At 65.3% G+C, this 20,454-nt stretch carries 23 protein-coding genes; 12 read left to right on the top strand and 11 right to left on the bottom strand.

Features of this window, described 5'->3' with window-relative positions:
• Positions 1-38: 38 nt before the first annotated feature.
• The 5 genes from AC25Z0_RS13980 to AC25Z0_RS13960 all read left to right on the top strand — a co-directional run bounded on the left by AC25Z0_RS13980 (position 39) and on the right by AC25Z0_RS13960 (position 3,992).
• On the top strand, positions 39-1,283 hold the full coding sequence (locus AC25Z0_RS13980) for an amidohydrolase (RefSeq protein WP_488133589.1): 1,245 nt from the start codon (positions 39-41) through the stop codon (positions 1,281-1,283).
• Between the two features lie 51 nt (positions 1,284-1,334).
• A complete protein-coding gene (locus AC25Z0_RS13975; protein WP_488133588.1) occupies positions 1,335-1,913 on the top strand; it encodes a thioredoxin family protein in 579 nt (192 codons plus the stop codon).
• Positions 1,894-2,490 carry a DUF4395 domain-containing protein gene (locus AC25Z0_RS13970; protein ID WP_488133587.1) on the top strand — a complete coding sequence of 199 codons (597 nt, stop codon included), beginning with the start codon at positions 1,894-1,896 and terminating at the stop codon, positions 2,488-2,490. Before AC25Z0_RS13975 ends, AC25Z0_RS13970 begins: the two co-directional genes overlap by 20 nt.
• Before the next feature lie 108 nt (positions 2,491-2,598).
• Positions 2,599-3,024, top strand: coding sequence for an OsmC family peroxiredoxin (locus AC25Z0_RS13965; protein WP_488133586.1), 426 nt, complete (start codon positions 2,599-2,601; stop codon positions 3,022-3,024).
• 77 nt (positions 3,025-3,101) lie between these two features.
• Complete coding sequence (locus AC25Z0_RS13960; protein WP_488120257.1) at positions 3,102-3,992, top strand: TIGR01777 family oxidoreductase; 891 nt, start codon at positions 3,102-3,104, stop codon at positions 3,990-3,992.
• Between the two features lie 328 nt (positions 3,993-4,320).
• Here the strand turns inward: AC25Z0_RS13960 and AC25Z0_RS13955 are convergent, their stop codons facing one another.
• Positions 4,321-4,596, bottom strand: a complete 276-nt coding sequence (locus AC25Z0_RS13955; protein WP_488133585.1) for a hypothetical protein — start codon at positions 4,594-4,596, stop codon at positions 4,321-4,323.
• Positions 4,597-4,672: 76 nt separating this feature from the next.
• Between AC25Z0_RS13955 and AC25Z0_RS13950 the strand changes: the two genes are divergently transcribed.
• The 3 genes from AC25Z0_RS13950 to AC25Z0_RS13940 are packed head-to-tail and all read left to right on the top strand — an operon-like array spanning position 4,673 to position 6,857.
• A complete protein-coding gene (locus tag AC25Z0_RS13950; RefSeq protein WP_488133584.1) occupies positions 4,673-5,119 on the top strand; it encodes a GntR family transcriptional regulator in 447 nt (148 codons plus the stop codon).
• Positions 5,116-6,024 carry an ABC transporter ATP-binding protein gene (locus AC25Z0_RS13945; RefSeq protein WP_488120254.1) on the top strand — a complete coding sequence of 303 codons (909 nt, stop codon included), beginning with the start codon at positions 5,116-5,118 and terminating at the stop codon, positions 6,022-6,024. The genes AC25Z0_RS13950 and AC25Z0_RS13945 overlap by 4 nt, the downstream gene beginning before the upstream one ends.
• Positions 6,021-6,857, top strand: a complete 837-nt coding sequence (locus tag AC25Z0_RS13940; protein WP_488133583.1) for a hypothetical protein — start codon at positions 6,021-6,023, stop codon at positions 6,855-6,857. Before AC25Z0_RS13945 ends, AC25Z0_RS13940 begins: the two co-directional genes overlap by 4 nt.
• Before the next feature lie 116 nt (positions 6,858-6,973).
• Here the strand turns inward: AC25Z0_RS13940 and AC25Z0_RS13935 are convergent, their stop codons facing one another.
• The 3 genes from AC25Z0_RS13935 to dapB form a co-directional block, all read right to left on the bottom strand.
• The gene (locus tag AC25Z0_RS13935; protein WP_488133582.1) at positions 6,974-8,614 is read right to left on the bottom strand and encodes an acid phosphatase; all 1,641 of its coding nucleotides are present in this window, start codon (positions 8,612-8,614) and stop codon (positions 6,974-6,976) included.
• 243 nt (positions 8,615-8,857) lie between these two features.
• Positions 8,858-9,307 (bottom strand): tetratricopeptide repeat protein, encoded by a 450-nt coding sequence (locus tag AC25Z0_RS13930; RefSeq protein ID WP_488133581.1) that lies wholly within the window; start codon positions 9,305-9,307, stop codon positions 8,858-8,860.
• Positions 9,304-10,068 carry a 4-hydroxy-tetrahydrodipicolinate reductase gene (gene dapB, locus AC25Z0_RS13925; protein ID WP_488133580.1) on the bottom strand — a complete coding sequence of 255 codons (765 nt, stop codon included), beginning with the start codon at positions 10,066-10,068 and terminating at the stop codon, positions 9,304-9,306. The genes AC25Z0_RS13930 and dapB overlap by 4 nt, the downstream gene beginning before the upstream one ends.
• A 60-nt stretch (positions 10,069-10,128) precedes the next feature.
• Between dapB and AC25Z0_RS13920 the strand changes: the two genes are divergently transcribed.
• Positions 10,129-10,638 carry a GNAT family N-acetyltransferase gene (locus tag AC25Z0_RS13920; RefSeq protein ID WP_488133579.1) on the top strand — a complete coding sequence of 170 codons (510 nt, stop codon included), beginning with the start codon at positions 10,129-10,131 and terminating at the stop codon, positions 10,636-10,638.
• A 44-nt stretch (positions 10,639-10,682) separates the two neighbouring features.
• Positions 10,683-10,883, top strand: a complete 201-nt coding sequence (locus AC25Z0_RS13915) for a hypothetical protein (protein ID WP_488120248.1) — start codon at positions 10,683-10,685, stop codon at positions 10,881-10,883.
• 69 nt (positions 10,884-10,952) lie between these two features.
• Here the strand turns inward: AC25Z0_RS13915 and AC25Z0_RS13910 are convergent, their stop codons facing one another.
• A complete protein-coding gene (locus AC25Z0_RS13910; protein ID WP_488120247.1) occupies positions 10,953-11,555 on the bottom strand; it encodes a histidine phosphatase family protein in 603 nt (200 codons plus the stop codon).
• A 112-nt stretch (positions 11,556-11,667) separates the two neighbouring features.
• A complete protein-coding gene (locus tag AC25Z0_RS13905) occupies positions 11,668-13,059 on the bottom strand; it encodes a M16 family metallopeptidase (RefSeq protein WP_488133578.1) in 1,392 nt (463 codons plus the stop codon).
• A 148-nt stretch (positions 13,060-13,207) separates the two neighbouring features.
• Between AC25Z0_RS13905 and AC25Z0_RS13900 the strand changes: the two genes are divergently transcribed.
• The gene (locus AC25Z0_RS13900; protein WP_488133577.1) at positions 13,208-13,798 is read left to right on the top strand and encodes a TetR/AcrR family transcriptional regulator; all 591 of its coding nucleotides are present in this window, start codon (positions 13,208-13,210) and stop codon (positions 13,796-13,798) included.
• A 29-nt stretch (positions 13,799-13,827) separates the two neighbouring features.
• On the opposite strand, the gene AC25Z0_RS13895 is transcribed toward AC25Z0_RS13900, so the two are convergent.
• Positions 13,828-14,871 carry an aldo/keto reductase gene (locus AC25Z0_RS13895; protein ID WP_488133576.1) on the bottom strand — a complete coding sequence of 348 codons (1,044 nt, stop codon included), beginning with the start codon at positions 14,869-14,871 and terminating at the stop codon, positions 13,828-13,830.
• A gap of 170 nt (positions 14,872-15,041) precedes the next feature.
• Here AC25Z0_RS13895 and AC25Z0_RS13890 point away from each other — a divergent pair, with 170 nt between their 5' ends.
• Positions 15,042-15,602 carry a glutathione peroxidase gene (locus AC25Z0_RS13890; protein WP_488133575.1) on the top strand — a complete coding sequence of 187 codons (561 nt, stop codon included), beginning with the start codon at positions 15,042-15,044 and terminating at the stop codon, positions 15,600-15,602.
• Here AC25Z0_RS13890 and AC25Z0_RS13885 read toward each other — a convergent pair.
• The 4 genes from AC25Z0_RS13885 to AC25Z0_RS13870 are packed head-to-tail and all read right to left on the bottom strand — an operon-like array spanning position 15,599 to position 20,449.
• A complete protein-coding gene (locus AC25Z0_RS13885) occupies positions 15,599-16,411 on the bottom strand; it encodes an HpcH/HpaI aldolase/citrate lyase family protein (RefSeq protein WP_488133574.1) in 813 nt (270 codons plus the stop codon). The two genes, AC25Z0_RS13890 and AC25Z0_RS13885, sit on opposite strands and share 4 nt — an antisense overlap.
• Complete coding sequence (locus AC25Z0_RS13880; RefSeq protein ID WP_488133573.1) at positions 16,408-16,920, bottom strand: MaoC family dehydratase; 513 nt, start codon at positions 16,918-16,920, stop codon at positions 16,408-16,410. Before AC25Z0_RS13880 ends, AC25Z0_RS13885 begins: the two co-directional genes overlap by 4 nt.
• Complete coding sequence (locus AC25Z0_RS13875) at positions 16,917-18,212, bottom strand: acyl-CoA dehydrogenase family protein (protein WP_488133572.1); 1,296 nt, start codon at positions 18,210-18,212, stop codon at positions 16,917-16,919. Before AC25Z0_RS13875 ends, AC25Z0_RS13880 begins: the two co-directional genes overlap by 4 nt.
• On the bottom strand, positions 18,209-20,449 hold the full coding sequence (locus tag AC25Z0_RS13870) for an acetyl/propionyl/methylcrotonyl-CoA carboxylase subunit alpha (protein ID WP_488133571.1): 2,241 nt from the start codon (positions 20,447-20,449) through the stop codon (positions 18,209-18,211). Before AC25Z0_RS13870 ends, AC25Z0_RS13875 begins: the two co-directional genes overlap by 4 nt.
• Between the last annotated feature and the right edge of the window lie 5 nt (positions 20,450-20,454).

The following is a 20,454-nucleotide window of genomic DNA, read 5'->3' as shown; positions in this document are numbered from 1 at the left end:
CTACCCTGACAGCGACAAGCAGAGGGGAAGCCGCAACCATGCGCCCACACGAGAACATCACCATTGATCCGACGCTGGCTGATCTGTATAAAGACATCCACAGCCATCCGGAACTTGGCTTTCAGGAGCATCGCACCGGCGACATCGTGTCGGAGCGGCTGCGTGCACTGGGCTTCGACGTCACGACAGGAGTTGGACAGACCGGGATCGTCGGGCTGCTCACGAACGGGTCAGGTCCAACGGCGCTGCTTCGGGCAGACATGGACGCCCTGCCGGTGAAGGAAGATACCGGCCTCGACTACGCCAGCACCGTCACGGCGACCGATGAGCATGGCAAAGTCGTGCCGGTCGGCCACGCCTGCGGCCACGACATGCACATCACCGCGCTCCTGGGTGCAGCTGAGGTGCTCTCCACCGACACCGCCAGCTGGTCTGGAACTCTCATGCTGGTCTTCCAGCCGGCTGAAGAACTCGGCGCCGGCGCGCAGGCCATGGTCGACGACGGCTTGTTCGAGAGGTTCCCCAAGCCCGATGTGGTGCTCGGCCAGCATGTTGCCCCGCTGCCGGCCGGCAAGATAGCCGGCCACCCCGGTCCGTCGTACGCGGGCTCCGACTCATTGCGGGTGCGCCTCGTGGGAAAGGGAGCACACGGGTCACGCCCTGAGGCCTCCATCGACCCCATCGTGATGGCCGCCGACACGGTGCTGCGCCTGCAGACCATCATCTCCCGCGAGATTCCGAGCACGGCGACAGCGGTACTCACCGTCGGCTCCATCCACGCCGGAGACGCCGCCAACGTCATCCCTGGCTCTGCCGAGCTGCAGTTGAACATCCGCAGCTACGACGACGCCACTCGGGAGCGCATCCTGAGCAGCGTCGATCGTATTGTGCGAGGCGAAGCCGCAACGGCCGGTGCGACAGAGCAGCCGACGATCACCGAGATTGAGCGGTTCCCGATCGTCGTGAACGACGCAGCGGCGTTGAAGAAGACCTTCGACGCGTTCGCGGCGTGGCTGGGTGCCGACAAGCTCCTCGATCCGGGGGCGGGGGCAGGCAGCGAGGACGTCGGCGTGCTCGCGACGAGCTCAGGCGCCCCGCTGTCGTACTGGCTGCTCGGCGGCACAGACCCTTCGCTGTTCACCACGGGTGACATGACAGACCCTGCCCTGCTCACCGTGCCATCGAACCACTCACCGCACTACGCTCCCGTCATCGAGCCGACGCTGTCGATTGGAGTCACCGCGCTCGTCACGGCGACGAGAACCTGGCTGCCACCCGCGTAATCTGCGGTCACAGTGGCCTGCAGGTGCCTGCCCGCGCGTAGCGTCGCTGGCATGCATCCGCTCCTCGCGCTGCTCGCCATTGCGGGCCTCGTTGCGATCGTCACCGCGATCGGCCTCGTGTGGCGCGCCCGCAACGGCCGGCTGAGAGTCGCAGCGGATGCCGTATCTCGCGCTCCGCAGGCGGCAACGGCTGGTGACGGCGCGGCTGGTCACGGCGCGGCTGGTCACGGCGCGGCTGGTCCCCGCGCGGCCGTCGACGACGCGCTCACTCCTGCCGACCTCGGCGGATCGGCACCGCTGGGCACAACCGCGACCCTCGTGCAGTTCTCGACCGAGTTCTGCGCCAGGTGCCCGGCCACCCGGCGTTTGCTCGGCGAGGTGGCATCGGAACGGGACGGCGTGGTTCACCTCGATGTCGATCTCACGCACAGGGCAGACCTCGCCAGGCAGTTCAAGATCCTCCAGACGCCGACCACCCTGATCCTCGGTCCAGACGGCGTGCCGACAGCCAGGATCAACGGGCTGCCCAGACGGCCAGAGGTGACCACTCACCTCGATGGGCTACAGAACGGCAGCGACCCCCGCCACCCGACTCCAGAAGGGAACAGCCATGCCACCGTCATCCGCTGACCACTCGGCTAACGCAGCGCACTCGGCTAACGCAGCGCACTCGGCAAACGCCCCGCACTCGGCCACCGCGCAACCCGCCGCAACGCAGCCCATCGCGACCCAGCCCGTCGGCCGGGCGGGCATCGACCCGCGCGGGCCGCGGTTCAGCGCTGGAGTCACTGCGGTGCTCCTGCTTGTCGTGGTTTTCCTTGCCCTGGTGGGAGCATCCGTTGCCGCGCTCGTGCTGCTCGGTGTGCTCGCTGCCCTGTTTGCCTGGGGCGCATTCGCCGGCGTCCGGGCGCACCCCTATGGGCTGTTCTTCGCCAGGGTGGTGCGGCCGCGCCTGCAGCCGCCCACAGAACTGGAAGACCCGGCGCCGCCCCGATTCGCGCAGGGGGTTGGGCTTGCGGTCACCGGCATCGGCGTGGTCCTCGGCCTTCTCGGCCTGCCCCTCGCGGTGCCGATCGCCGCGACGGCGGCGTTCATCGCGGCCTTCCTCAACAGCGCCTTCGGCTACTGCCTCGGCTGCCAGATCTATCTTGTTCTGGTGCGGGCTGGCATCCTCGGGCGCGTGCGCCCCGCCGTCACCCACGTCTGAGCTCTCCGAATTGAAGCGGCTGACAAGCTGGCTGTGCGTTCGCTCTTCAACCGTCGTCGACTCTGATCGTGCGGATAAGCTGAGCCCACAACTTCAGGAGGTTTCACCATGGCACTCACCAGCGAAGCAACCACAGTCTGGACCGGCTCCCTCGCGACCGGCAGCGGCACCACCACGCTCGACTCTTCGAACGCTGCAGAGTTTTCCGTCAATTGGAAAGCGCGTGCAGAAGGAGAAGCACACACAACCAATCCTGAAGAGCTGCTCGGTGCTGCGCACTCAGCGTGCTTCTCGATGGCCCTGTCGCTCGCACTCAGCGAAGCCGGACACGTTCCAGAGAGCATCCAGACCACGGCGGCCGTCACGTTCCAGCCTGGCAAGGGCGTTGTGGGCAGCCACCTGCTGGTGAACGCAACCGTTCCCGGTCTTGACCAGGAGCAGTTCCTCGCCTTCGCCGAGGATGCAAAGGTGAACTGCCCGATCTCGCAGGCCCTCGCCGGCGTCCCGATCACGCTTGAAGCCGAGCTGGCCTAAGCACCACGCAGGCTCAGGCCCGCGCGCCTGAGCCTGCGTCTCGCTCGTTGACTTTTTGGTCGGGAAGCCGGTTTCACATGCAGGTCTTGGTCTCTGGAGCCTCCGGGCTCATCGGCACCGAAGTGTGCCGCCAGCTCGAGGCAGCCGGGCACACCGTGCTGAGGCTCGTCAGACGAGAACCGCTGCGCCCAAGGGAGTATCGCTGGCAGCCCGCTGAACTCACGATCGATCCGACGGTGATCGATCGTGCTGACGCCGTCATCAACCTCGCAGGCGCGTCGCTGGCCAGGTTGCCGTGGACGCCCGGCTACCGGCGCACCATCCTCACCTCGCGTATCCACGCCACGCGCACGCTGACGGATGCCATGGCCACGGCATCCCGTCAGCCCCAGGTGCTGCTCAATGCGTCTGCCGTCGGGATCTACGGCAACCGGCCAGGGCAGGTGCTGACAGAGTCGTCGTCGCCGGCCACTGACTTTCTCGCGAACGTCGTCTCAGCGTGGGAACAGGAAGCGCAGCGTGCCCCTGCTGGGACGCGCGTCGTGATGTTTCGCTCTGGGCTGGTGCTGGCACGCGGCGGGGCCCTCAAGCCGCTCCTCCCCCTGACCTCGCTGGGGTTGGCCGGTCCGCTCGGCGGCGGCGAGCAGCACTGGCCGTGGATCAGCCTCCTCGATGAGGCCGCCGCGATCGTGCACCTGGTCGAATCCGCTGTGTCTGGGCCGGTTAACCTGGTCGGCCCAGAGCCCGCGACCGCCAACGACGTGATGCACACGCTGGCCGACGCTATGCACCGCCCGTACCGCCTGCCGGTGCCGCGCGCTGCGATCACCCTGGCGCTTCAGGACGCCGGTCGCCAGTTGCTGCTGGCCGACCAGCAGGTTCGCCCTGAGAAGCTGCTGGCCGACGGCTTCGTCTTCACGCACTCGACGCCGGCAGAGGCGATCCGCTGGATGCTGAGCGACTCGTAGCCCTCGCCCGTTGGTCGCGTCAGCTGTCTATTGAGTAACTGGAATCGGATCGCCTCCGAGATCCGCTCGCAAGAAATCGACCTAAAACTGTCGCTTTGGGTCGATTTCTTGCGAGTGGATGCCGATCAGGGGCCGTCGCGCGCATCGAACGCAGCCACGCTGCAACTGCAGCATGCGCGCAGCTGCGTACAACCCGCGCACCTCGAACTTCGGTGGTTGAGGGGCTGCCAACGAGGGAGCACTCACTTCACAGACGCTCGCCGGCGCTCGCTTCTGAGCGAACGGAGCCATCTACCTCGCAGATGCTCGAGGATATTTGTCTGCCGCGCTAGGTACTGCGTCGCCCGGCGATGTATCGGAGCAGCCACACGATGATGGCGATGATGAGCAGGACGATCCCCACCCACAGCAGCCATTGAACGGCCTGGACAAAACCGCCGAAAAGAATGAGCACAATCGCGGCGACCACGATGATGACAACCAATGCAGTCATTTCAACCACTTCCCATTGATCCAGTGCGAGGGTGCGAGTATCCGCTTCGGTCTTGACTCTTTCCCCTGGCACGTCCCCTGTCAAGCCGCAGGAGAAATTGAGGGTTGACATCCGCTCAGCCGGATGGTTGGTTAGTTACACAACCAACTAACCGGTGAACCCCGGATGCGCTGAAAGCAGGACACCCGTGATCGATGACGGCAAGCCGATCTTCGTTCAGATCGCCGAGCAGATCGAGAACGACATCATCGATGGCGTGATCGTCGAAGAGAGCCCGGTTCCCTCGACGAACGAGTTCGCCGCGTTCTATCGCATCAACCCCGCCACGGCTGGGCGCGGCGTCAATCGTCTGGTCGACGACGGCATCCTCTACAAGAAACGCGGCATCGGCATGTTCGTGGCCACCGGCGCCAGGGACAGGCTGCTGGCCCGTCGCTCAGAGGAGTTCCGCACCCGCTACGTGCGGCCGCTGCTCATTGAGGCCGCAAAGCTCGACATCTCACCGGCGCAACTGGTCGCCATGATCCAAGCGGATGCCGCGGCCGCATCCCTCCCACCCGCTCACCACGGCGCCTCAGAACACAGCTCTCCTGAAAACAACGGCACTTCGACGAAAGCGACGGTTACCTCATGACAAGCACCACCCTTGCCACTGCTGTGCGCGTGGAGGGACTCACCAAGCGCTTCGGTTCGTTCACCGCTATCGACAATGTCTCCTTCACCGTCGAGCAGAACAAGATCTACGGGCTGCTCGGCCGCAATGGCGCGGGCAAGACCACGATCATGCAGTTGCTCACTGGGCAGCAGTTCGCCACGAGCGGCGATATTGCCGTCTTCGGTGAGAAGCCGGTCGAGAATGCCGGCCTGCTGCAGAAGGTCTGCTTCATCAAGGAGAGCCAGCAGTACCCGAACAGCTTCAGGCCCAAGCACGTGCTGGCCAGCGCCCCCTGGTTCTTCGAGAACTGGGACGCGGACTTCGCAGACGAACTCGTCGACGAGTTCAGGGTGCCGCTGAATCGCGACATCCGGAAGCTCTCCCGCGGGCAGCTCTCCGCGGTCGGCGTCATCGTCGGGCTGGCCTCCCGCGCCCCGCTCACCTTCTTCGACGAGCCATACCTCGGCCTCGATGCCGTCGCCAGGCAGATCTTCTACGATCGTCTCCTCGAGGACTACGCCGAGCATCCGCGCACCGTCATCCTCTCCACCCACCTCATCGACGAGGTCAGCAATCTCCTCGAGCATGTGCTCCTCATCGACGAGGGCAAGATCCTGCTCGACCAGGATGCCGACGAGTTGCGGGGTAGCGCGAGCACCGTCGTCGGTCGGGCAACGGATGTCGACGCCTTCGTCGAAGGCCGCACCGTGCTGCACAGGGATGGCATCGGCGGACTGGCATCCGTCACTGTGAGCGGCCTCTCAGACGCCGATCGGCAGCGCGCACAGGCGGCAGGCCTCGAACTCGGCCCCGTGTCGCTACAGCAACTCATCGTTCGCAAGACCTCAGGTTCATCCGTCGAGGAATGGAGCGCCAGCTCATGACCACCGCAACCCCCGCCCACACCAGTGCCACACAACCGAGTGCCACCGAGCAGGAGACGACCATGACACGCCGAGCCCCTGAGACCACGCACGCGCCTGGCGGTATCGCCCGCGTTTGGAATGTGGTGCGCTTGCACCTCGTTGACCTGCGCACGTACGTGGGCATCCCCTGGATTATCGTCGGCGGGGCGTTCGTGATCACGCTGATCATCTCGCAGATCATCATCTACGCCTCAGGTTCCGACCCCAATAGTGCCGAAACCCTGGAGGGCCAGCGCTACAGCTGGGCCGTCGTCGCCCCGCAGTGGTATCTCGTCGTGGTGGCGGTGCAGGCCATCGGCCTCACCTTCCCCTTCGCCCTCGGATTCAGCGTCACCCGCCGAGACTTCTACCTTGGCACCTCGCTGCTGTTCGTGCTGATCTCCGCCTTCAACGCTGTGGCATTCGCGGTGCTGACCCAGGTGGAGATGCTGACGAACGGGTGGGGCATAGGCGCCCGCATGTTCAACGCGCTGTGGTTCGGCATTGACGGCTTCTGGGTTGACCTGCTGTCGTTCTTCTCGATGCAGACGTTCATCTTCTTCATCGGAGCCTCGGTGGCGACCATCTACATGCGCTGGCGGATGCCAGGCATGCTGGTCTTCTGGGTTTCCCTCGCCGTGCTCGCCCTTGGGGCACTCGCCCTCATCACGTACACGAACAGCTGGCCCGCTGTCGGAACGTGGTTCGCCGCCCAGGGAATTGCCGGCTTCTTCACCTGGCTGTTCGTGCCGACAGCACTGGCAGGTATCTGCGGCTTCCTCACGCTGCGGATGGCGACCCCGAAGAACTGACGGATGCGAGGGGAGGCTCCGATCTCGGAGGCTCCCCTCGCGCACGCCCCGCGCATGCGGAGCGAAGAATGGGCGCGGGGCCTTTCGGCACCCGCGCCCATCCCTCTGGTCGTGACCTAGCTCAGTGCAGTGAGCGTGATCGTGGCGGTGTAGGTGCCGTCGGTGACGTCGACCGGGATCTTCAGGTCCAGTCCGGCGTCGAACGTGGCCGACCCGAGTGCGTGGCCGGCGTCGGCGTGGCCGAGGGTGGACGACACTGACAGACCTTCCCCGCCGACGAACCCGGATTCGACCCGGGCGCCGCCCTTAGCGTCGCCGCCAGTGAGCACGACGGCGGGCGACCAACCCAGGTACTTGCCCGAGAATGAGGTGGTACCGGAGGTGAAGTCACTCACCTGGGCCGAGACCGACCATTCCGGAGCGGACGGTCGCGTGTCGGTGACACGGATGGGATTTATCGAACCGATGGCGGCGTAGTGGTCACCGGACTCGATAGCCGTGCCCATGTCGACCAGGGCATTTGTCCCGTCGATGTTCCACACGAACTCACCGGGTGCGGCCTGGGGAATGGTCACCTGAAGCTTCTGAGAGTCTGCGTCGGGAGTCGAATCGTCGATGAGCGAGACACTGCCGTCGGCGTTGATGCTGACTTCGGCGTCCATGGCGGCGGCCAGGTTCAGTCGCTGCCAGCTGCCGGCCTCGCCCTTGTCGAGCGGGTAGCCGGAGTCGCCAGCGGTCAGCTCGAGCACCTGTCGGCGCTGCGCGTCGGTGAGGTCGGGGTGGCTGGTGATGAGCAGAGACTCGGCGTTCTGGGGCACGGTGACCGGCTGGTCGACCGCGCCGATCTGCGGGAAGTCGTAGGTCATCCGCTGTTCGTAGACGGCGATGGCCTCGTCGTCGGTGAGGTAGGGGACATCGGCCGCAATGCAGGCGTCGAGGGTGTCACCGCAGGCCTGCTCGAGCACGGTGTGGAGTTCGGTGCTTGCGGCTTCGAACAGTACGCGGAACTCCGGGTCGGTCCAGCGGCGTTCGACGATGTGCTGGCCCATCATGCGGCCGCCCATCACGTCGAGCGGGTAGTGCGCGCCCATGACGATCCGGTTATTCCCGGCTTCGGACGTGCGTGCCAGGATTTGGGGAGCGAGCTCGGGCAGCAGTGTCGCCAGGGTGGTTCCCTGCCAGTAGGCCTGCGAGGTGTGGCCGCTCGGGAACGCGCCGCTGGTGGAGCCCCAGGCGTCGCCGCCCACCTTGTCGCGGTAGACCAGACTCTCGCCGAAACGGATGTACGGCCGGTCGTAGTCGAAGTGGTCCTTCGCCGGGTTCGACGACGAGAACCAGCCGACGAGGCCGCCCGACTTCGTCACGAGCGACTGGGTCTTGGGCAGATCGCCGTTTTCCATCGCGGTCTGGTACATCGCGCCCAGGTTCTGGCCAAGCCCGTCGGACATAGACAGGGACATGTCAGCGTACTGGTCGACGATCGCACGCTTGACCTCGGTCGAGGTCGCGTTGTTGTTGATGGCGACAGTCATGCTGTCGTTCAGGGCGATGATGTCGGGCCGGTCGGTGACGAGCGCGGAAAAGGAGTCGAGAATCGGTACGTAGTCGTATGCCGCATTCGACGGGTAGTTGTAGCTCAGTTCGTCAGGGGTGAAAGGCTCGGCGGCGTTGGCGGGTGCGGCAACTCCAGCGGAGATGAGCACCCCCAGACCTGTCGCAACGGCCAGCAGTGACGCGGATCGGCGTCTGTGGGTCATTCGGGTGGTTCCTTAACTCTAGATCGTGCGGTAATCAGATGCCCAAGCGACGGTAGTGACCCAGGGTGGCGCGGTCGTGTCTCGACAGTGAACACGAAGGGCCGACTCCCCCATCGATGCGCCGCACAGCTCACCTGTCGGATCGCCTTCGGCACCGTGGAAACACGAAAACCCCTGGTCTCCGAGGAGATACAGGGGTTAGTGCTTGGGTACCTGGACTCGAACCAAGAACAATTGAGAGAGCTACGCCGCTCCGGTGGTCTTCTCCAGCGCGATCGCACGCCGCAGGGCGGCACGCGCCCGGCGGCGATCACCGGAAGCGTCGTACGCCAGCCCGAGACGGAACCAGGCGCGCCAGCTATCTGGGTCGGCATCCACTTCGGCCTGGAACTGTGGGAACTGCGCATCCGCAGCCTCGCGCACCGGGCGACCGCTCGCCCGCACCGGGAGTTCTTCCTCTGGAAGGTTGCCCTCAGCGTCAAGCTGGCTCACCAGTCGCTGTGTCGCAGAGCCGAAGGTCAATTCCCTGACCAGCGCCCACACTCCGATGAGGGGAAGCACGATGAGAGCGACACCGATCGCGATTCCGATCGGCTCGCCACTCGCGATGAACAGCACGGCGCGCCAGCCGACCAGGGCCATGTAGAACACCAGCAACACGGCCATCAGGATGGCTGCGGCACGGGCCTTCATTCTGCAGCCGTTCCGGCGGCGGGTGCGCCGAAGCCGAGGTCAATGAGTTTGTCGAGGCCGACGGTCACCCCACGCGCCTCGCGCACCGCGTCGAGCGCCAGCAGGATGCCGCGCTCGTACGACGACGGCGAGAACGTGGTGTGGCTGATGGTGAGGGTCTCACCTGTGCCACCGAAGATGACGTCCTGCTTGGCGATGAGTCCTTCCATGCGCAGGCTGTGGATCGGGATGCTGGCCACCTGCTGCCCCCTGGCACGCTGGTCGGTGTGCGGCGCGATCACCGGGCCGCGCTCAGCGCGCGCCTCTCCGATGAGTTCTGCGGTGCGCACGGCGGTTCCCGACGGGGAATCAACCTTGGTCGACCGGTGCCCCTCGATGATCTCGATCGAATCGTAGAAGCGCCCGGCCATCGTCGCGAATGCGGTGCCGAGCACAGAGCCGATGGAGAAGTTGGGGATGATGACGACACCCGTGTCGTCGCGGTCACGCAGCGTGGCACTGAGAGCGTCAATGCGCTCCTGCGACCAGCCTGAGGTGCCAACGAGCACGCGGAGGCCGTTGTCGACGGCAAAGTCGACCACGCTCTGGCTGACGCCTGGCACAGTGAGGTCGATGACGACATCCGCTCCCAGCATCTCCGAAAGCTGGCTGCGGGAGTTCAGCCGCGCGACGATCTCGTAGCCGTCCTGGGCCTCGACGAGCCCCGCGACCAGGCGCCCCATCTTTCCTGTTGCACCGACGATGGCCACCCGTGTTGTCATGCGTCCCAATCTACCAATCGCGCGCGCCAGTACCGGGCGCACGCTACTAGCCTTGGGGCCATGCCTGTATTCACCGAAGTAGCTGCGTCAGACGTTGGGGCGCTCGCCCTGCTCACCCAGTACTTCGCCGACCGGGCATCCACCTTCCCCGCCTCCCAGGGCACGTACCGCACGACATTCCCCGACCCGGCCCAGTTCGTTCCGCCGAACGGCATCTTCCTCCTCATCGGCGAAGCGAAGGACGCGGACGCCACGGCAGGTGCTCCAGAAGTTATCCACGAGGGCTGCGGCGGTATCCGACGCATCGCAGACTCCCCCGACGGCGCGGTGCGCTTCGAGATCAAACATCTCTTCCTGAAGCCGGAGACACGAGGACGCGGATGGGGACGCCTGCTACTTGCAGAGCTGGAACGCCGCGCCCGTGAGTTCGGGGCAGACGAACTTGTCCTCGACACGAATTCGAGCCTCGCCGCAGCTGCCGGGTTGTACACCAGCGCCGGCTACGCGAGTGTCCCGCCGTACAACGACAACCCGAACGCCACTGTGTGGTTGCGTAAGGTGCTCGACTGATTCGCCACTGGCGCTGGCACCGGCATGCGGCTAGATTCGGGGGCATGTGGAACTCAGTGAAGACGCTCAGGCGCATTCGGTGGATTTCACTCACGGCCGGGCTACTTGGCTTGGCTGGGTTTTGGCTCCTGCCCGCCCCCTGGCGAATCGCCAGTCTCGTCGTGTGGGTCGTCAGCATGGCCATTTGCTTTGTCGCGTTCTATCGAGCGATGTGGCTCGCGGCCGCGGTGAAGCGCACCCGCTAGCACAAGCGGATATCACACCGACCAGAGCGTCAGAGCGTCAGAGCGTCAGAGCGTCAGAGCGTCAGAGCGTCAGACCATCAGGTTGTCTGGCAGGCCCGTCCGCAGCTCGAATGGCAGGTGCCCGAGGTCGTTGTGCGTCACCAAAGTCCACGGGCGACCCGGCTTCTGCTGCAACACAGTCAGCCCACAGTTGGCCTGGTTGATGCCCACCCAGCGCCAGTCTGGCGCACCGAGCACCTCGCGTACGAACCAGGCGATCACGAAGTTGTGCGTGATCAGCAGGTCGTGGCGGTCGCCGGGACGCGACTGCAGGAACTCAGCAACGGCGTCACCCATCTGGGCGCTGCCCGCATCGATCTCGGCCTCTGAGATTGACCCGAAAAAGGAATCGTACGCCGTTGGCGTGTCATGGCCCTTGCCTGACGGATAGCAGTCGAACAGCAGCGCCGACGACTCTGGGGTGAGCGATGGCAGGCGATCAGCGATGATCTCGGCCGTCTCTGCCGCTCGCTGCAGGGGCGAGTGCCAGGCACTGGTGAACGGCACTCCCCCGAGCCGCTCTGCGAGGAGCCGTGCTTGCCGCTTGCCGCGCGCAGACAGGGGGCCATCCGGCATGCCGTGCTCGGCATCCTGTTGCTCGCCGTGACGGACCAGGTAGATGTAGTGGGGCATCGTTGTCCCTCTCTCATTTCTCGCGTGACGCTGGGTTTCGGGTGAACAGGCTGGTGTCGGGCGCGGTTGCGCTCCGCTGTGGCGCACACGGCGCCACCCAACCGTCGAGCGGTTAAGGCTGCACAGCTGCTGCCCCGTCTGGGGCGGTGAATGCGGGTGTTCGTGCCGGGAGAATCGAGGCAAAGACATCGTCGTCCAACGCACCGACGGCCGCAATGGACAGCGGCCCAGACACGAGTTCGGCGGCGAGTGCCTGCACGTCGTCGGCCGTGACGATGTCGAGGCGTCGAAGCGCCTCATCGAGGTCGGAGAACTCGCCAAGGGTGAGTTCGGATCGTCCCAGGCGCGACATACGGGTGTCTGAGTCTTCCAAAGCCAGAGCGGATGCCCCCGACAGCTGACCAGACGCACGCTTCATTTCATCTGCGGTCACGCCGTGATCGGCGAGCCTGTGCAGTTCGGACATCATGAGCTCGGCGACCTGGCCGGCCTTGGCTGGCGTGCAGCCGGCGTACATGCCGAACATCCCGGCGTCGGAGTATCCCGGCGCGAACGAGTAGACGGAGTAAGCCAGCCCGCGCTTCTCGCGCACTTCCTGGAACAGGCGCGATGACATGCCACCGCCGAAGATCGAGTTGAGCACACTCATCGTGACGCGACGGTCGTCTGCGGCAACGAGTCCCGGCATGCCAATCAGCATGTTCGCCTGCTCGAGCGGCCGGTTCACGATGGACAGCGGCTGCCCCTGTGTCAGGAGTGACGAGCCGGCGCTCCGGCGCTCGACGGGTGCGGCGAACTCTTCGAGGTCCCACCCTGCGCGGGCCAGTGACCGTGTGACCTGCGCGACAAGCACATCGTGGTCGACGGCGCCGGCCACCGTGATGACGAGATCTTGCGGGCGGTAGTTCATGCGGTAGTGCTCGAGCACGGCTTCCCGGGTGGCGGCCTTGATGGTGCCGGGGTTGCCGCCGATGGGGCGACCGAGTGGGTGATCACCGAAGACAGCCTCGAAGAGACGCTCGTTGGCGACGTCGGCCGGGTCGTCATCGGCCATGGCCAGTTCTTCCAGGATGACGCCGCGTTCGTTGTCGAAGTCGTCAGGGTCAAGCCGCGACGAGGTGAACATGTCGGTCAGCACCTCAACGGCCATGGACAGGTCGCGATCCTGCACCTTGGCGTAGTAGCAGGTGTACTCCTTGGCGGTCATGGCGTTGTGCTCGCCGCCGACAGAGTCGAATGCCACGGCGATGTCCAGCGCTGACCGCGTTGTCGTGCCTTTGAACAGGAGGTGCTCGAGGAAATGTGTGGATCCGTAGTGCAGAGGAAGCTCATCTCGCGAACCAACTGCCACCCAGTAGCCGATAGTCAAGCTACGAGCCCCTGGCACGTGCTCACTCAGAATTCGCACCCCACTGGGAAGCACGCTGCGTCGGACGAGGGAATCACCTGCGGCGAAGAACGATAGTTCGGCCAGGTCTAAGGGGAACTCAACTGCACCGGTCATGTCCCCTCAACCTTACGTCACCACCGTTTGGAATGGGCTTTTGGCGTTTTGCGGGGGACAGACAGACCAGTCTGTTTGTCCGTATGCTACAGTCTGTCTACTGGGTCCCGGGGGGCCGTCAAACGTGAACACCATAGGAGTTGGCCGGATGGTCGCACTGCAAGAAACGTCGGTCAGGCCCACCACGCACGCGAAGGTGCGCATCCTGGAGACAGCAGACACCCTGTTCTATGGCGAAGGCGTACACACGGTCGGCGTTGACCGGATCATCGCAGAGGCGCACGTGACCAAGGCGACGTTCTACAAGTACTTCCGTTCGAAGGACGCGCTCATCGTCGCGTACGTCCAGGGACGCGACAAGCAGAGCCGTGACTTCATCGAGTCGCTCGAGAAGTCGTACGACACCCCAGACCGACGACTCCGCGCATTTGTCGCGTCTGTCTCAAACGATCTGATGAACTCCAGCTTCCAGGGTGGCGCCTTCATCAACGCCGCAGCGCAGTTCACCGACCCGATGCACCCTGTGCGCATTGCGGTGACCCAGCACCGCGAGTGGTTTGCGACGGTGCTTGAGAACATGTTCCGCGGAATGGGACACCCGCGCCCAGGTGACGCAGCCGATGACTTCACTCTCGCCAGGGACGGTGCCGTCTCCAGTGCCCACCTCGGCGACGCCATCGCAGCAAACGCGGCGCTCGGCCGTGCCGTGCAGCGCATCCTCGACGAGAGCACCCGCTAGCCCCTCAGCCAGCACGCTGCGGTCAGCGGTCAGCACGTCGCTGAGATGCGATCCAGTTCCATCCGGTCGCTGCGCGTCAGCACGATATGTGCCGCCGTCATCAGCGCCTCCACCTGTGCTGGGGAGCTGGCGCTGGCAACCGGTGCCACGATGCCCTCACGTGACAGCAGCCAGGCCAGGGCGATCGACGCCGGGGCCACATTGTGCTCCGCAGCGATGCGCTCCATGGTCGTGAGCACACGCAACGGCTGTCGATGCAAATAGTGCGCTGCCCGCACACCCCTGGCTGAGTCGACCAGGTCGGCCTTCGTGCGGTATTTGCCGGTGAGAAAGCCGTGCGCCAGCGCAAAGTACGGCATGACGCCGAGTCCTTGTGCCCGCGTCACCATGGAGAGCGACCCTTCGAACGCTTCCCTGTGTACGAGGTTGTAGTGGCTCTGCAGGGCAACGAAGCGCGGCAGGCCGTTCGCGGCCAGCACGCGCGCCTCCATAAGTCGCTCCGCCGAGAAGTCAGATGCCCCGATGTGCCGCACCTTGCCGCTTCTCAGCAGCAGATCGACGGCGCCCAGACTCTCCTCCATGGGCACGTCGCCGTCGTCGAGGTGGAAGTACAACAGGTCGATGTAGTCGGTTTGCAGCCGCTCGAGCGACGCGTTCACTGCACCGACGATACTGCGAGCTGTGAGTCCTGGGTGGTCGTGGTTACGCCCGATCTTGGTCGCGACGATCGTCGTATTGCGCGTGCCGCGACTGCGCATCCAGTTGCCGAGGATGACCTCGCTGAGACCGGCAGCGTAGCTGTCGGCCGTATCGACGAAGTTCCCGCCCAACCCGTGGTGACGGTCGAGGATCTCGTGGCTCGTATCGCCACTCGCTGTCCACCCGAACACACTGCCACCGAGGGCAAGCGGATAGACGTGGAGGCTCGTATCGGGCAGCGTGCGCAATGCAGTTGGCTCCGGCGCCTCTCGGCGTTTTTGCTCGTCACTGGCCGCCTCAACCTGCGACAGGTCAAGCTCGCCAGACTCTACGCCAGCGGTGCTTTTCTTCGTCAGTGCCCGATCGTGCAACATCCCGTTTCCCTTCCCCCTCGTCCGAGACTATGTCAGCGCTGCGGCACTATGTTGCGCCCATTACGGCAGTTGTCTGAAAGTTCTCGAAGCTGTACGACTATCGGCACCCGGTGCCCAGATAGTGAGCCGTCTCGCAGCCTAAAAGTGTTGTGCTGGCGTAGATTTACCGCATGACCACCTCAAACCTGTATGACGTTCCCCTCACGATGATCGATGGGAGCCAGAGCACGTTCGGCCAGTTCGCGGGTAAAACTGTCCTGGTCGTGAATGTGGCGTCTCATTGTGGATTCACTCCGCAGTACGAGGGTCTCGAAAAGCTGTACGAGCGCTTCGCCGGCGACGATTTCGTCGTGCTTGGCATGCCGTGCAACCAGTTCGGCAATCAGGAATCAGGTTCTGAAGACGAGATCGCGTCATTCTGTGAACTGAACTTCGGCGTCAACTTCCCGCTGACGGCCAAGATCGATGTGCGCGGCAAGAACCAGCATCCGCTCTATGCGCAGCTGACCAAGTTCAAGCACGGCATACTGCCTGGGCTGATCAAGTGGAACTTCGAGAAGTTCCTCATCAGCGCCGACGGCCAGATCATCGACCGCTTTGCGCCGACCGTCACCCCCGATTCACCAGACCTGGTGAACGCGGTGGAGCGCGCCCTGGCCTCTGCCAAGGCGGCAGCTGCGGGTCGAACGGATGCCGACACTGAGGCCGAGACGGCGTCAGAAGAGGTTTAGCTCGCAGCCCCTGCCCGACGCAACGTTGCCTCTGCCTGCCTGAGCAACGGCCTGTCGATCATGCGCCCATCGACGACGAACACGCCGCGGGAGCCCTTCGAGGCCGCAACGATCTCTCGGGATCGTGCCACGTCGTCCTCCGATGGGCGGTAGGCATCGCGGATCACCGGCACTTGGCTGGGGTGGATGCAGGCCGTGGCGCCGAACCCACTGGCGACGGCATCCGTTGCCTCGACTCTCTGCCCATCGAGGTCATCGATGGCCAGGTGCACGGTGTCGACGGCGACGATCCCGTGCGCACCGGCGGCAATCAGCACGCTGGCGCGGGCGAACCTGGCAACGTCGCGATACGTGCCATCGGGGAATCGGCTCGTCGACCCGCCCAGTGCCGCAATCAGGTCTTCAGCTCCCCACATCATGGCGACGACATTGGGTTCGGCGGCGATCTGCGGTGCGGCCAGCACGCCCTGCGCCGTTTCGCACAACGCGACCACCTCGTAGCCCGTCAGCGCAACGGCCTGTGCGCCTGAAGTCGCCTTCGGCAGCATCACCGTGCGGTAGTGCGTCTCGGCGAGCGCCAGCAGGTCATGCTCGAAGTCATCGCTGTCGACCGGGTTGACCCGCACGATGGTGCGCGCCGGATCCAGCCGACTGGCGGCGAGCGCCTCGCGGGCTGCCGCTTTGGCTGCGGGTGCGACGGCGTCCTCAAGGTCGATGATCACGGCATCCGCTCGAGTGATCGCCGTGTCGTAGCGATCTGGCCGGTCGCCAGGGCAGAACAGCAGGGCAGGTCCCATGGTGAATGTCATGGTGCGGCGTCCTTGCACCAGACCAGCACCGACCGTTCGGCGACCGCCACGACGGTGCCGTCCTGGTTGGTGCCGGTGTGGATGAGCGTGACGATGCCCTGGCCAGGACGCGAGGCCGAGAGCCGTTTGGCTGTGACGATGCTCTCTGAGTAGAGGGTGTCGCCGTGGAACAGCGGATGCGGAAACCTCACGCCGGCGAACCCGAGGTTGGCCACGATGGTGCCCTCTGTCAACTGCGCGACAGAGCTGCCGACCAGGGTCGAGAGGGTGAACATGGAGTTCACCAGCCGCTGGCCGAACGGCTGGGTGGCTGCCCACGCCGCGTCAAGGTGCAGCGACTGTGTGTTCATCGTCAGGGTGGTGAAAAGCACATTGTCGGCCTCGGTCACCGTGCGGCCTGGCCGGTGCATGTAGCGCGTGCGCTCATCGAAGTCTTCGTAGTAGAGACCGCGCTGCAGGGCGACGACGCGGTCATCCGTCGCGTGTCCTTGGTGGTCTCCCTGCGTCATGCCGCCCTCCCGTTCAGTGCGCCGTTCGCACCGCCGTTCGTGCCGTTGGTGGCGTTGGTGCTGTTCGCACTGCCCTCAAAAGAATTAAAGCCGATTTCGCGGGCAATGACCATGAGTTGCACCTCTGTTGTGCCCTCCCCGATTTCGAGCACCTTCGAGTCGCGATAGTGCCGGGCGACGGGAGTCTCGTTCAAGAAGCCGTATCCCCCGAAGATCTGGGTGGCGTCACGGGCGTTGTCCATGGCGGCTTCGCTGGCGATCAGCTTCGCCATGCTTGCCTCGAGCTTGAACGGCTTGCCGTGCTCAAGTTTGTGCGCCGCGTCGTAGTACGAGAGCCTGGCCGCGTGCACCCTGGCCTGCATGCGCGCGATGGTGAAGGCGATGTGCTGGTTCGACCCGATGGACCTGCCGAAGACATTGCGGGTCTTGGCGTAGCGCATGGCCTCCTCGAGGCAGCCCTGTGCGGCGCCGGTGCAGAGCGCGGCGAATGCCACGCGCCCTTCGTCGAGCGTCTGGATGAAGTTCGCGAAGCCTCGCCCGCGCTCCCCCAGCAGGTTGCCCTCCGGCACGTGCACGTCGTGCAGCGTGAGCGGATGCGTGTCAGACGTGTGCCAGCCCACCTTGTCGTACGACGGCTCAACTGTGAACCCAGGGGTGCCGTTCGGCACGAGGATGGCGCTCAGCTCCTTTTTCAGCGAGCCGTCTGCCCGGTGTGACTCTCCCGTCACCGCCGTGATGGTCACCAGGGCGGTGATGTCGGTGCCGGAGTTCGTGATGAACTGCTTGCTGCCGTCGATGACCCACTCGTTCCCGGCAGCACCGGACACCAGCCGGCCTGTGGTCTGGGTGCCTGCCGCGTCTGACCCGGCTTCGGCTTCGGTGAGGCCGAAGCCGGCGAGCGCCTTCCCCGCGGCGAGCCGGGGCAGCCACTCCTCTTTCTGCGCCTGATTGCCACTCCGGAAGATGGGCATCGCGCCGAGGCCGACGCCCGCCTCCAGGGTGACGGCGATGCTCTGGTCTGCCCTGGCGAGCTGCTCGACGGCGAGGCACAACGGGAAGTATCCCTGGTCGCTGCCGCCGTACTCACGCGGGAATGGCAGCCCGAAGAGCCCCATCTCTCCCATGGCATCGATGATGTCGTAGGGCAGGCTCCGCTTCGTGTCGTACTCATACGCGGCGGGAGCAACGACCGTGTCGGCGAAGTCCCGCACCTGGTCGCTGAGCTTCTGGTGTGCATCGCTCAACTCGTAAGCGCCGCTTCGGTTGCTGTTTGTACTGAGCTCGTGACTCATGATTGATCTCCACTCGTGGGGTTTCCAGGATTCTGAGGATTGCCGGGGTTGCCGGGGTTGCCGGGGTTGCCGGGGTTGCCGGGGTTTGGACTGTGGGATGACGCGGTAGGTGGGGAGCTTTCGATGGTGGCGAGCACCTGGCCGCGGGCGACCACGTCGCCGACGGTGTGTGCGATCCGGACGATCCCGGCCAGCGCTGCCACGAGCGTGTGCTCCATCTTCATGGCCTCAATCGTGACGATGGCGGCTCCGCTGTCGACGCTGTCACCGTCGGTCACGCTCACGTTCGTCACGGTGCCCGGCATCGGTGAGCGCAGCTGGGGGTCGGCCACGCCGGCCATCGGTACATCGCCGGATCTCAGGGCCGCGAGACGTTCTGCATCCGACACCACCCGAACGGATGCCGTGGCCTGCCCGTCCGCGATCCAGACGGTGCGCGGCCCGTTGATTGCTTCAACGAGCTCTGCAACGCGCACCACCCCCGCGACATCGACGGTGTAACGCCCAGGTTCGCCGTTCAGGCTCCGTATCCCCGCGGCCACCGGGGTTCCGGCGCCGATCGTGACACGCGCGTCGCCTGAATCCCCGGTCACCGAAACGGCAACCTGGGCATCGTTGATCTCCAGCAGGTAGCGCACCGCGCGGGGCTGGCCGAGACGCCAGCCGCTTGGTCGGTGCCAGACAGATTCCGCTGTCTCCCAGGCAGAGCGGTGCAGGAACAGGGCGACGGCTGCCAGCATCCGCTCGTGTCCTGTGCCCAGTCCGGCCAGCTGCTCTGCACCCGCAGCCACGCCCCCAGAGGAATCCGCACCCGCACCCGCACTCGCACCCGCCGCAGTACCAAGGCGTTGCTGGACGGCCGGTGTGGCCAGCATCCGTTCAATGAGTCCGGTGTCGAGTCGGCCCGCCACGACGTCGGGGTCGGCGAGCAGCGCACGCAGGTAAGCCACGTTGGTGGATACGCCCAGGATCAACGTTTCGGCGAGTGCGGTGTCCAGGCGGGACAAAGCGTCGGCCCTGCTCTCACCCCAGGCGATCACCTTCGCCAGCATCGGGTCATAGCGCGCGACGATCTCGAGCCCCGGCAGCAGCGCACTGTCGACCCTGATTCCCGGCCCCGTCGGCTCCCGCAGCGCAATCACCGTGCCGGTCGACGGTAGGAAACCGTGGGAGGGGTCTTCGGCGTACACCCGCGCCTCGATGGCATGGCCGGTGAAGCGGATGTCGTCCTGCCGCAACTTCAGGTGCTCCCCCGCCGCAATGCGCAGCTGCCAGGCGACGAGGTCGATGCCGGTGACCAGTTCAGTGACCGGGTGCTCGACCTGCAGCCGGGTGTTCATCTCCATGAAGAAGAACTCGTCTGGCGCGGCGTCTGAGACCAGGAATTCGACGGTGCCTGCCCCGCTGTACTCGACGCTGCGTGCGGCGGCGCAGGCTGCCTCTCCCATCCGGGCGCGCAGGTCATCGCCACCTGGCAGGCCGGCCAGCAGGGGCGACGGCGACTCCTCCACCACTTTCTGGTGTCGGCGTTGCAGCGAGCACTCGCGTTCACCGAGGTGAATGACCTGGCCGTGGTTGTCGGCCAGCACCTGCACTTCGATGTGCCGCGGCCGCTCGATCAATCGCTCAAGAAAGAGGGTGTCGTCGCCGAACGCCCGAGCGGCGACACGCCTGGCTGACGCGAGCGCCGCCGGCAGATCCTCCGGGGCGGTGACGACATACATGCCCTTGCCGCCGCCACCGGCTGAGGGCTTGACGAGCAGCGGAAACCCGACTGTCGCCGCCGCGTCGATCAGGGCGGCATCGCTCAACCCTGGCTCGGCGACCCCCGGTATCACCGGCACGTTCGAGCGCGCAACGTGAGTTTTCGCCCTGATCTTGTCGCCCATCACGGTGAGCGCCGTGACGCTTGGACCGATGAAGACGAGTCCGGCGTCGCCGGCCTGGGCTGCGAAGTCGGCGTTCTCACTCAGAAAGCCATAGCCGGGATGGATCGCCTCTGCGCCGGATTCCCGCGCAGCAGCCAGGACCGCCGCCCCGTCCAGGTAGTCGTCAACGCGGAGCGCAACGTCGGCCAGCTGCACGTGCAGCGCTCCCCGGTCTGCATCGCTGAAGACGGCCACAGAGCGGATGCCGAGCTCGCGCAGTGTCCGGATGATCCGGCACGCGATCTCCCCGCGGTTGGCCACCAGCACAATGGTGAACCGTCGGCCTGGTGTCTGCTGTTCGATGGGCATCCGCT

It is taken from the genome of Leifsonia sp. Y862 (assembly GCF_057669585.1).
Note: the sequence above shows the minus strand (reverse complement) of the source record. Positions and strands in the feature narration are given on the sequence as shown.

Bases quoted from the DNA above. Each gene is read 5' to 3' on its own strand.
- AC25Z0_RS13905 (WP_488133578.1), bottom strand. From the start codon at position 13,059: ATGACCGGTGCAGTTGAGTTCCCCTTAGACCTGGCCGAACTATCGTTC.
- AC25Z0_RS13890 (WP_488133575.1), top strand. From the start codon at position 15,042: ATGACCACCTCAAACCTGTATGACGTTCCCCTCACGATGATCGATGGG.
- AC25Z0_RS13930 (WP_488133581.1), bottom strand. From the start codon at position 9,307: ATGAAGGCCCGTGCCGCAGCCATCCTGATGGCCGTGTTGCTGGTGTTC.
- AC25Z0_RS13935 (WP_488133582.1), bottom strand. From the start codon at position 8,614: ATGACCCACAGACGCCGATCCGCGTCACTGCTGGCCGTTGCGACAGGT.
- AC25Z0_RS13885 (WP_488133574.1), bottom strand. From the start codon at position 16,411: ATGACATTCACCATGGGACCTGCCCTGCTGTTCTGCCCTGGCGACCGG.
- AC25Z0_RS13880 (WP_488133573.1), bottom strand. From the start codon at position 16,920: ATGACGCAGGGAGACCACCAAGGACACGCGACGGATGACCGCGTCGTC.
- AC25Z0_RS13910 (WP_488120247.1), bottom strand. From the start codon at position 11,555: ATGCCCCACTACATCTACCTGGTCCGTCACGGCGAGCAACAGGATGCC.
- AC25Z0_RS13915 (WP_488120248.1), top strand. From the start codon at position 10,683: ATGTGGAACTCAGTGAAGACGCTCAGGCGCATTCGGTGGATTTCACTC.
- AC25Z0_RS13980 (WP_488133589.1), top strand. From the start codon at position 39: ATGCGCCCACACGAGAACATCACCATTGATCCGACGCTGGCTGATCTG.
- AC25Z0_RS13970 (WP_488133587.1), top strand. From the start codon at position 1,894: ATGCCACCGTCATCCGCTGACCACTCGGCTAACGCAGCGCACTCGGCT.
- AC25Z0_RS13920 (WP_488133579.1), top strand. From the start codon at position 10,129: ATGCCTGTATTCACCGAAGTAGCTGCGTCAGACGTTGGGGCGCTCGCC.
- AC25Z0_RS13895 (WP_488133576.1), bottom strand. From the start codon at position 14,871: ATGTTGCACGATCGGGCACTGACGAAGAAAAGCACCGCTGGCGTAGAG.
- AC25Z0_RS13940 (WP_488133583.1), top strand. From the start codon at position 6,021: ATGACCACCGCAACCCCCGCCCACACCAGTGCCACACAACCGAGTGCC.
- AC25Z0_RS13960 (WP_488120257.1), top strand. From the start codon at position 3,102: ATGCAGGTCTTGGTCTCTGGAGCCTCCGGGCTCATCGGCACCGAAGTG.
- dapB (WP_488133580.1), bottom strand. From the start codon at position 10,068: ATGACAACACGGGTGGCCATCGTCGGTGCAACAGGAAAGATGGGGCGC.
- AC25Z0_RS13870 (WP_488133571.1), bottom strand. From the start codon at position 20,449: ATGCCCATCGAACAGCAGACACCAGGCCGACGGTTCACCATTGTGCTG.
- AC25Z0_RS13945 (WP_488120254.1), top strand. From the start codon at position 5,116: ATGACAAGCACCACCCTTGCCACTGCTGTGCGCGTGGAGGGACTCACC.
- AC25Z0_RS13975 (WP_488133588.1), top strand. From the start codon at position 1,335: ATGCATCCGCTCCTCGCGCTGCTCGCCATTGCGGGCCTCGTTGCGATC.
- AC25Z0_RS13965 (WP_488133586.1), top strand. From the start codon at position 2,599: ATGGCACTCACCAGCGAAGCAACCACAGTCTGGACCGGCTCCCTCGCG.
- AC25Z0_RS13900 (WP_488133577.1), top strand. From the start codon at position 13,208: ATGGTCGCACTGCAAGAAACGTCGGTCAGGCCCACCACGCACGCGAAG.
- AC25Z0_RS13955 (WP_488133585.1), bottom strand. From the start codon at position 4,596: ATGTCAACCCTCAATTTCTCCTGCGGCTTGACAGGGGACGTGCCAGGG.
- AC25Z0_RS13875 (WP_488133572.1), bottom strand. From the start codon at position 18,212: ATGAGTCACGAGCTCAGTACAAACAGCAACCGAAGCGGCGCTTACGAG.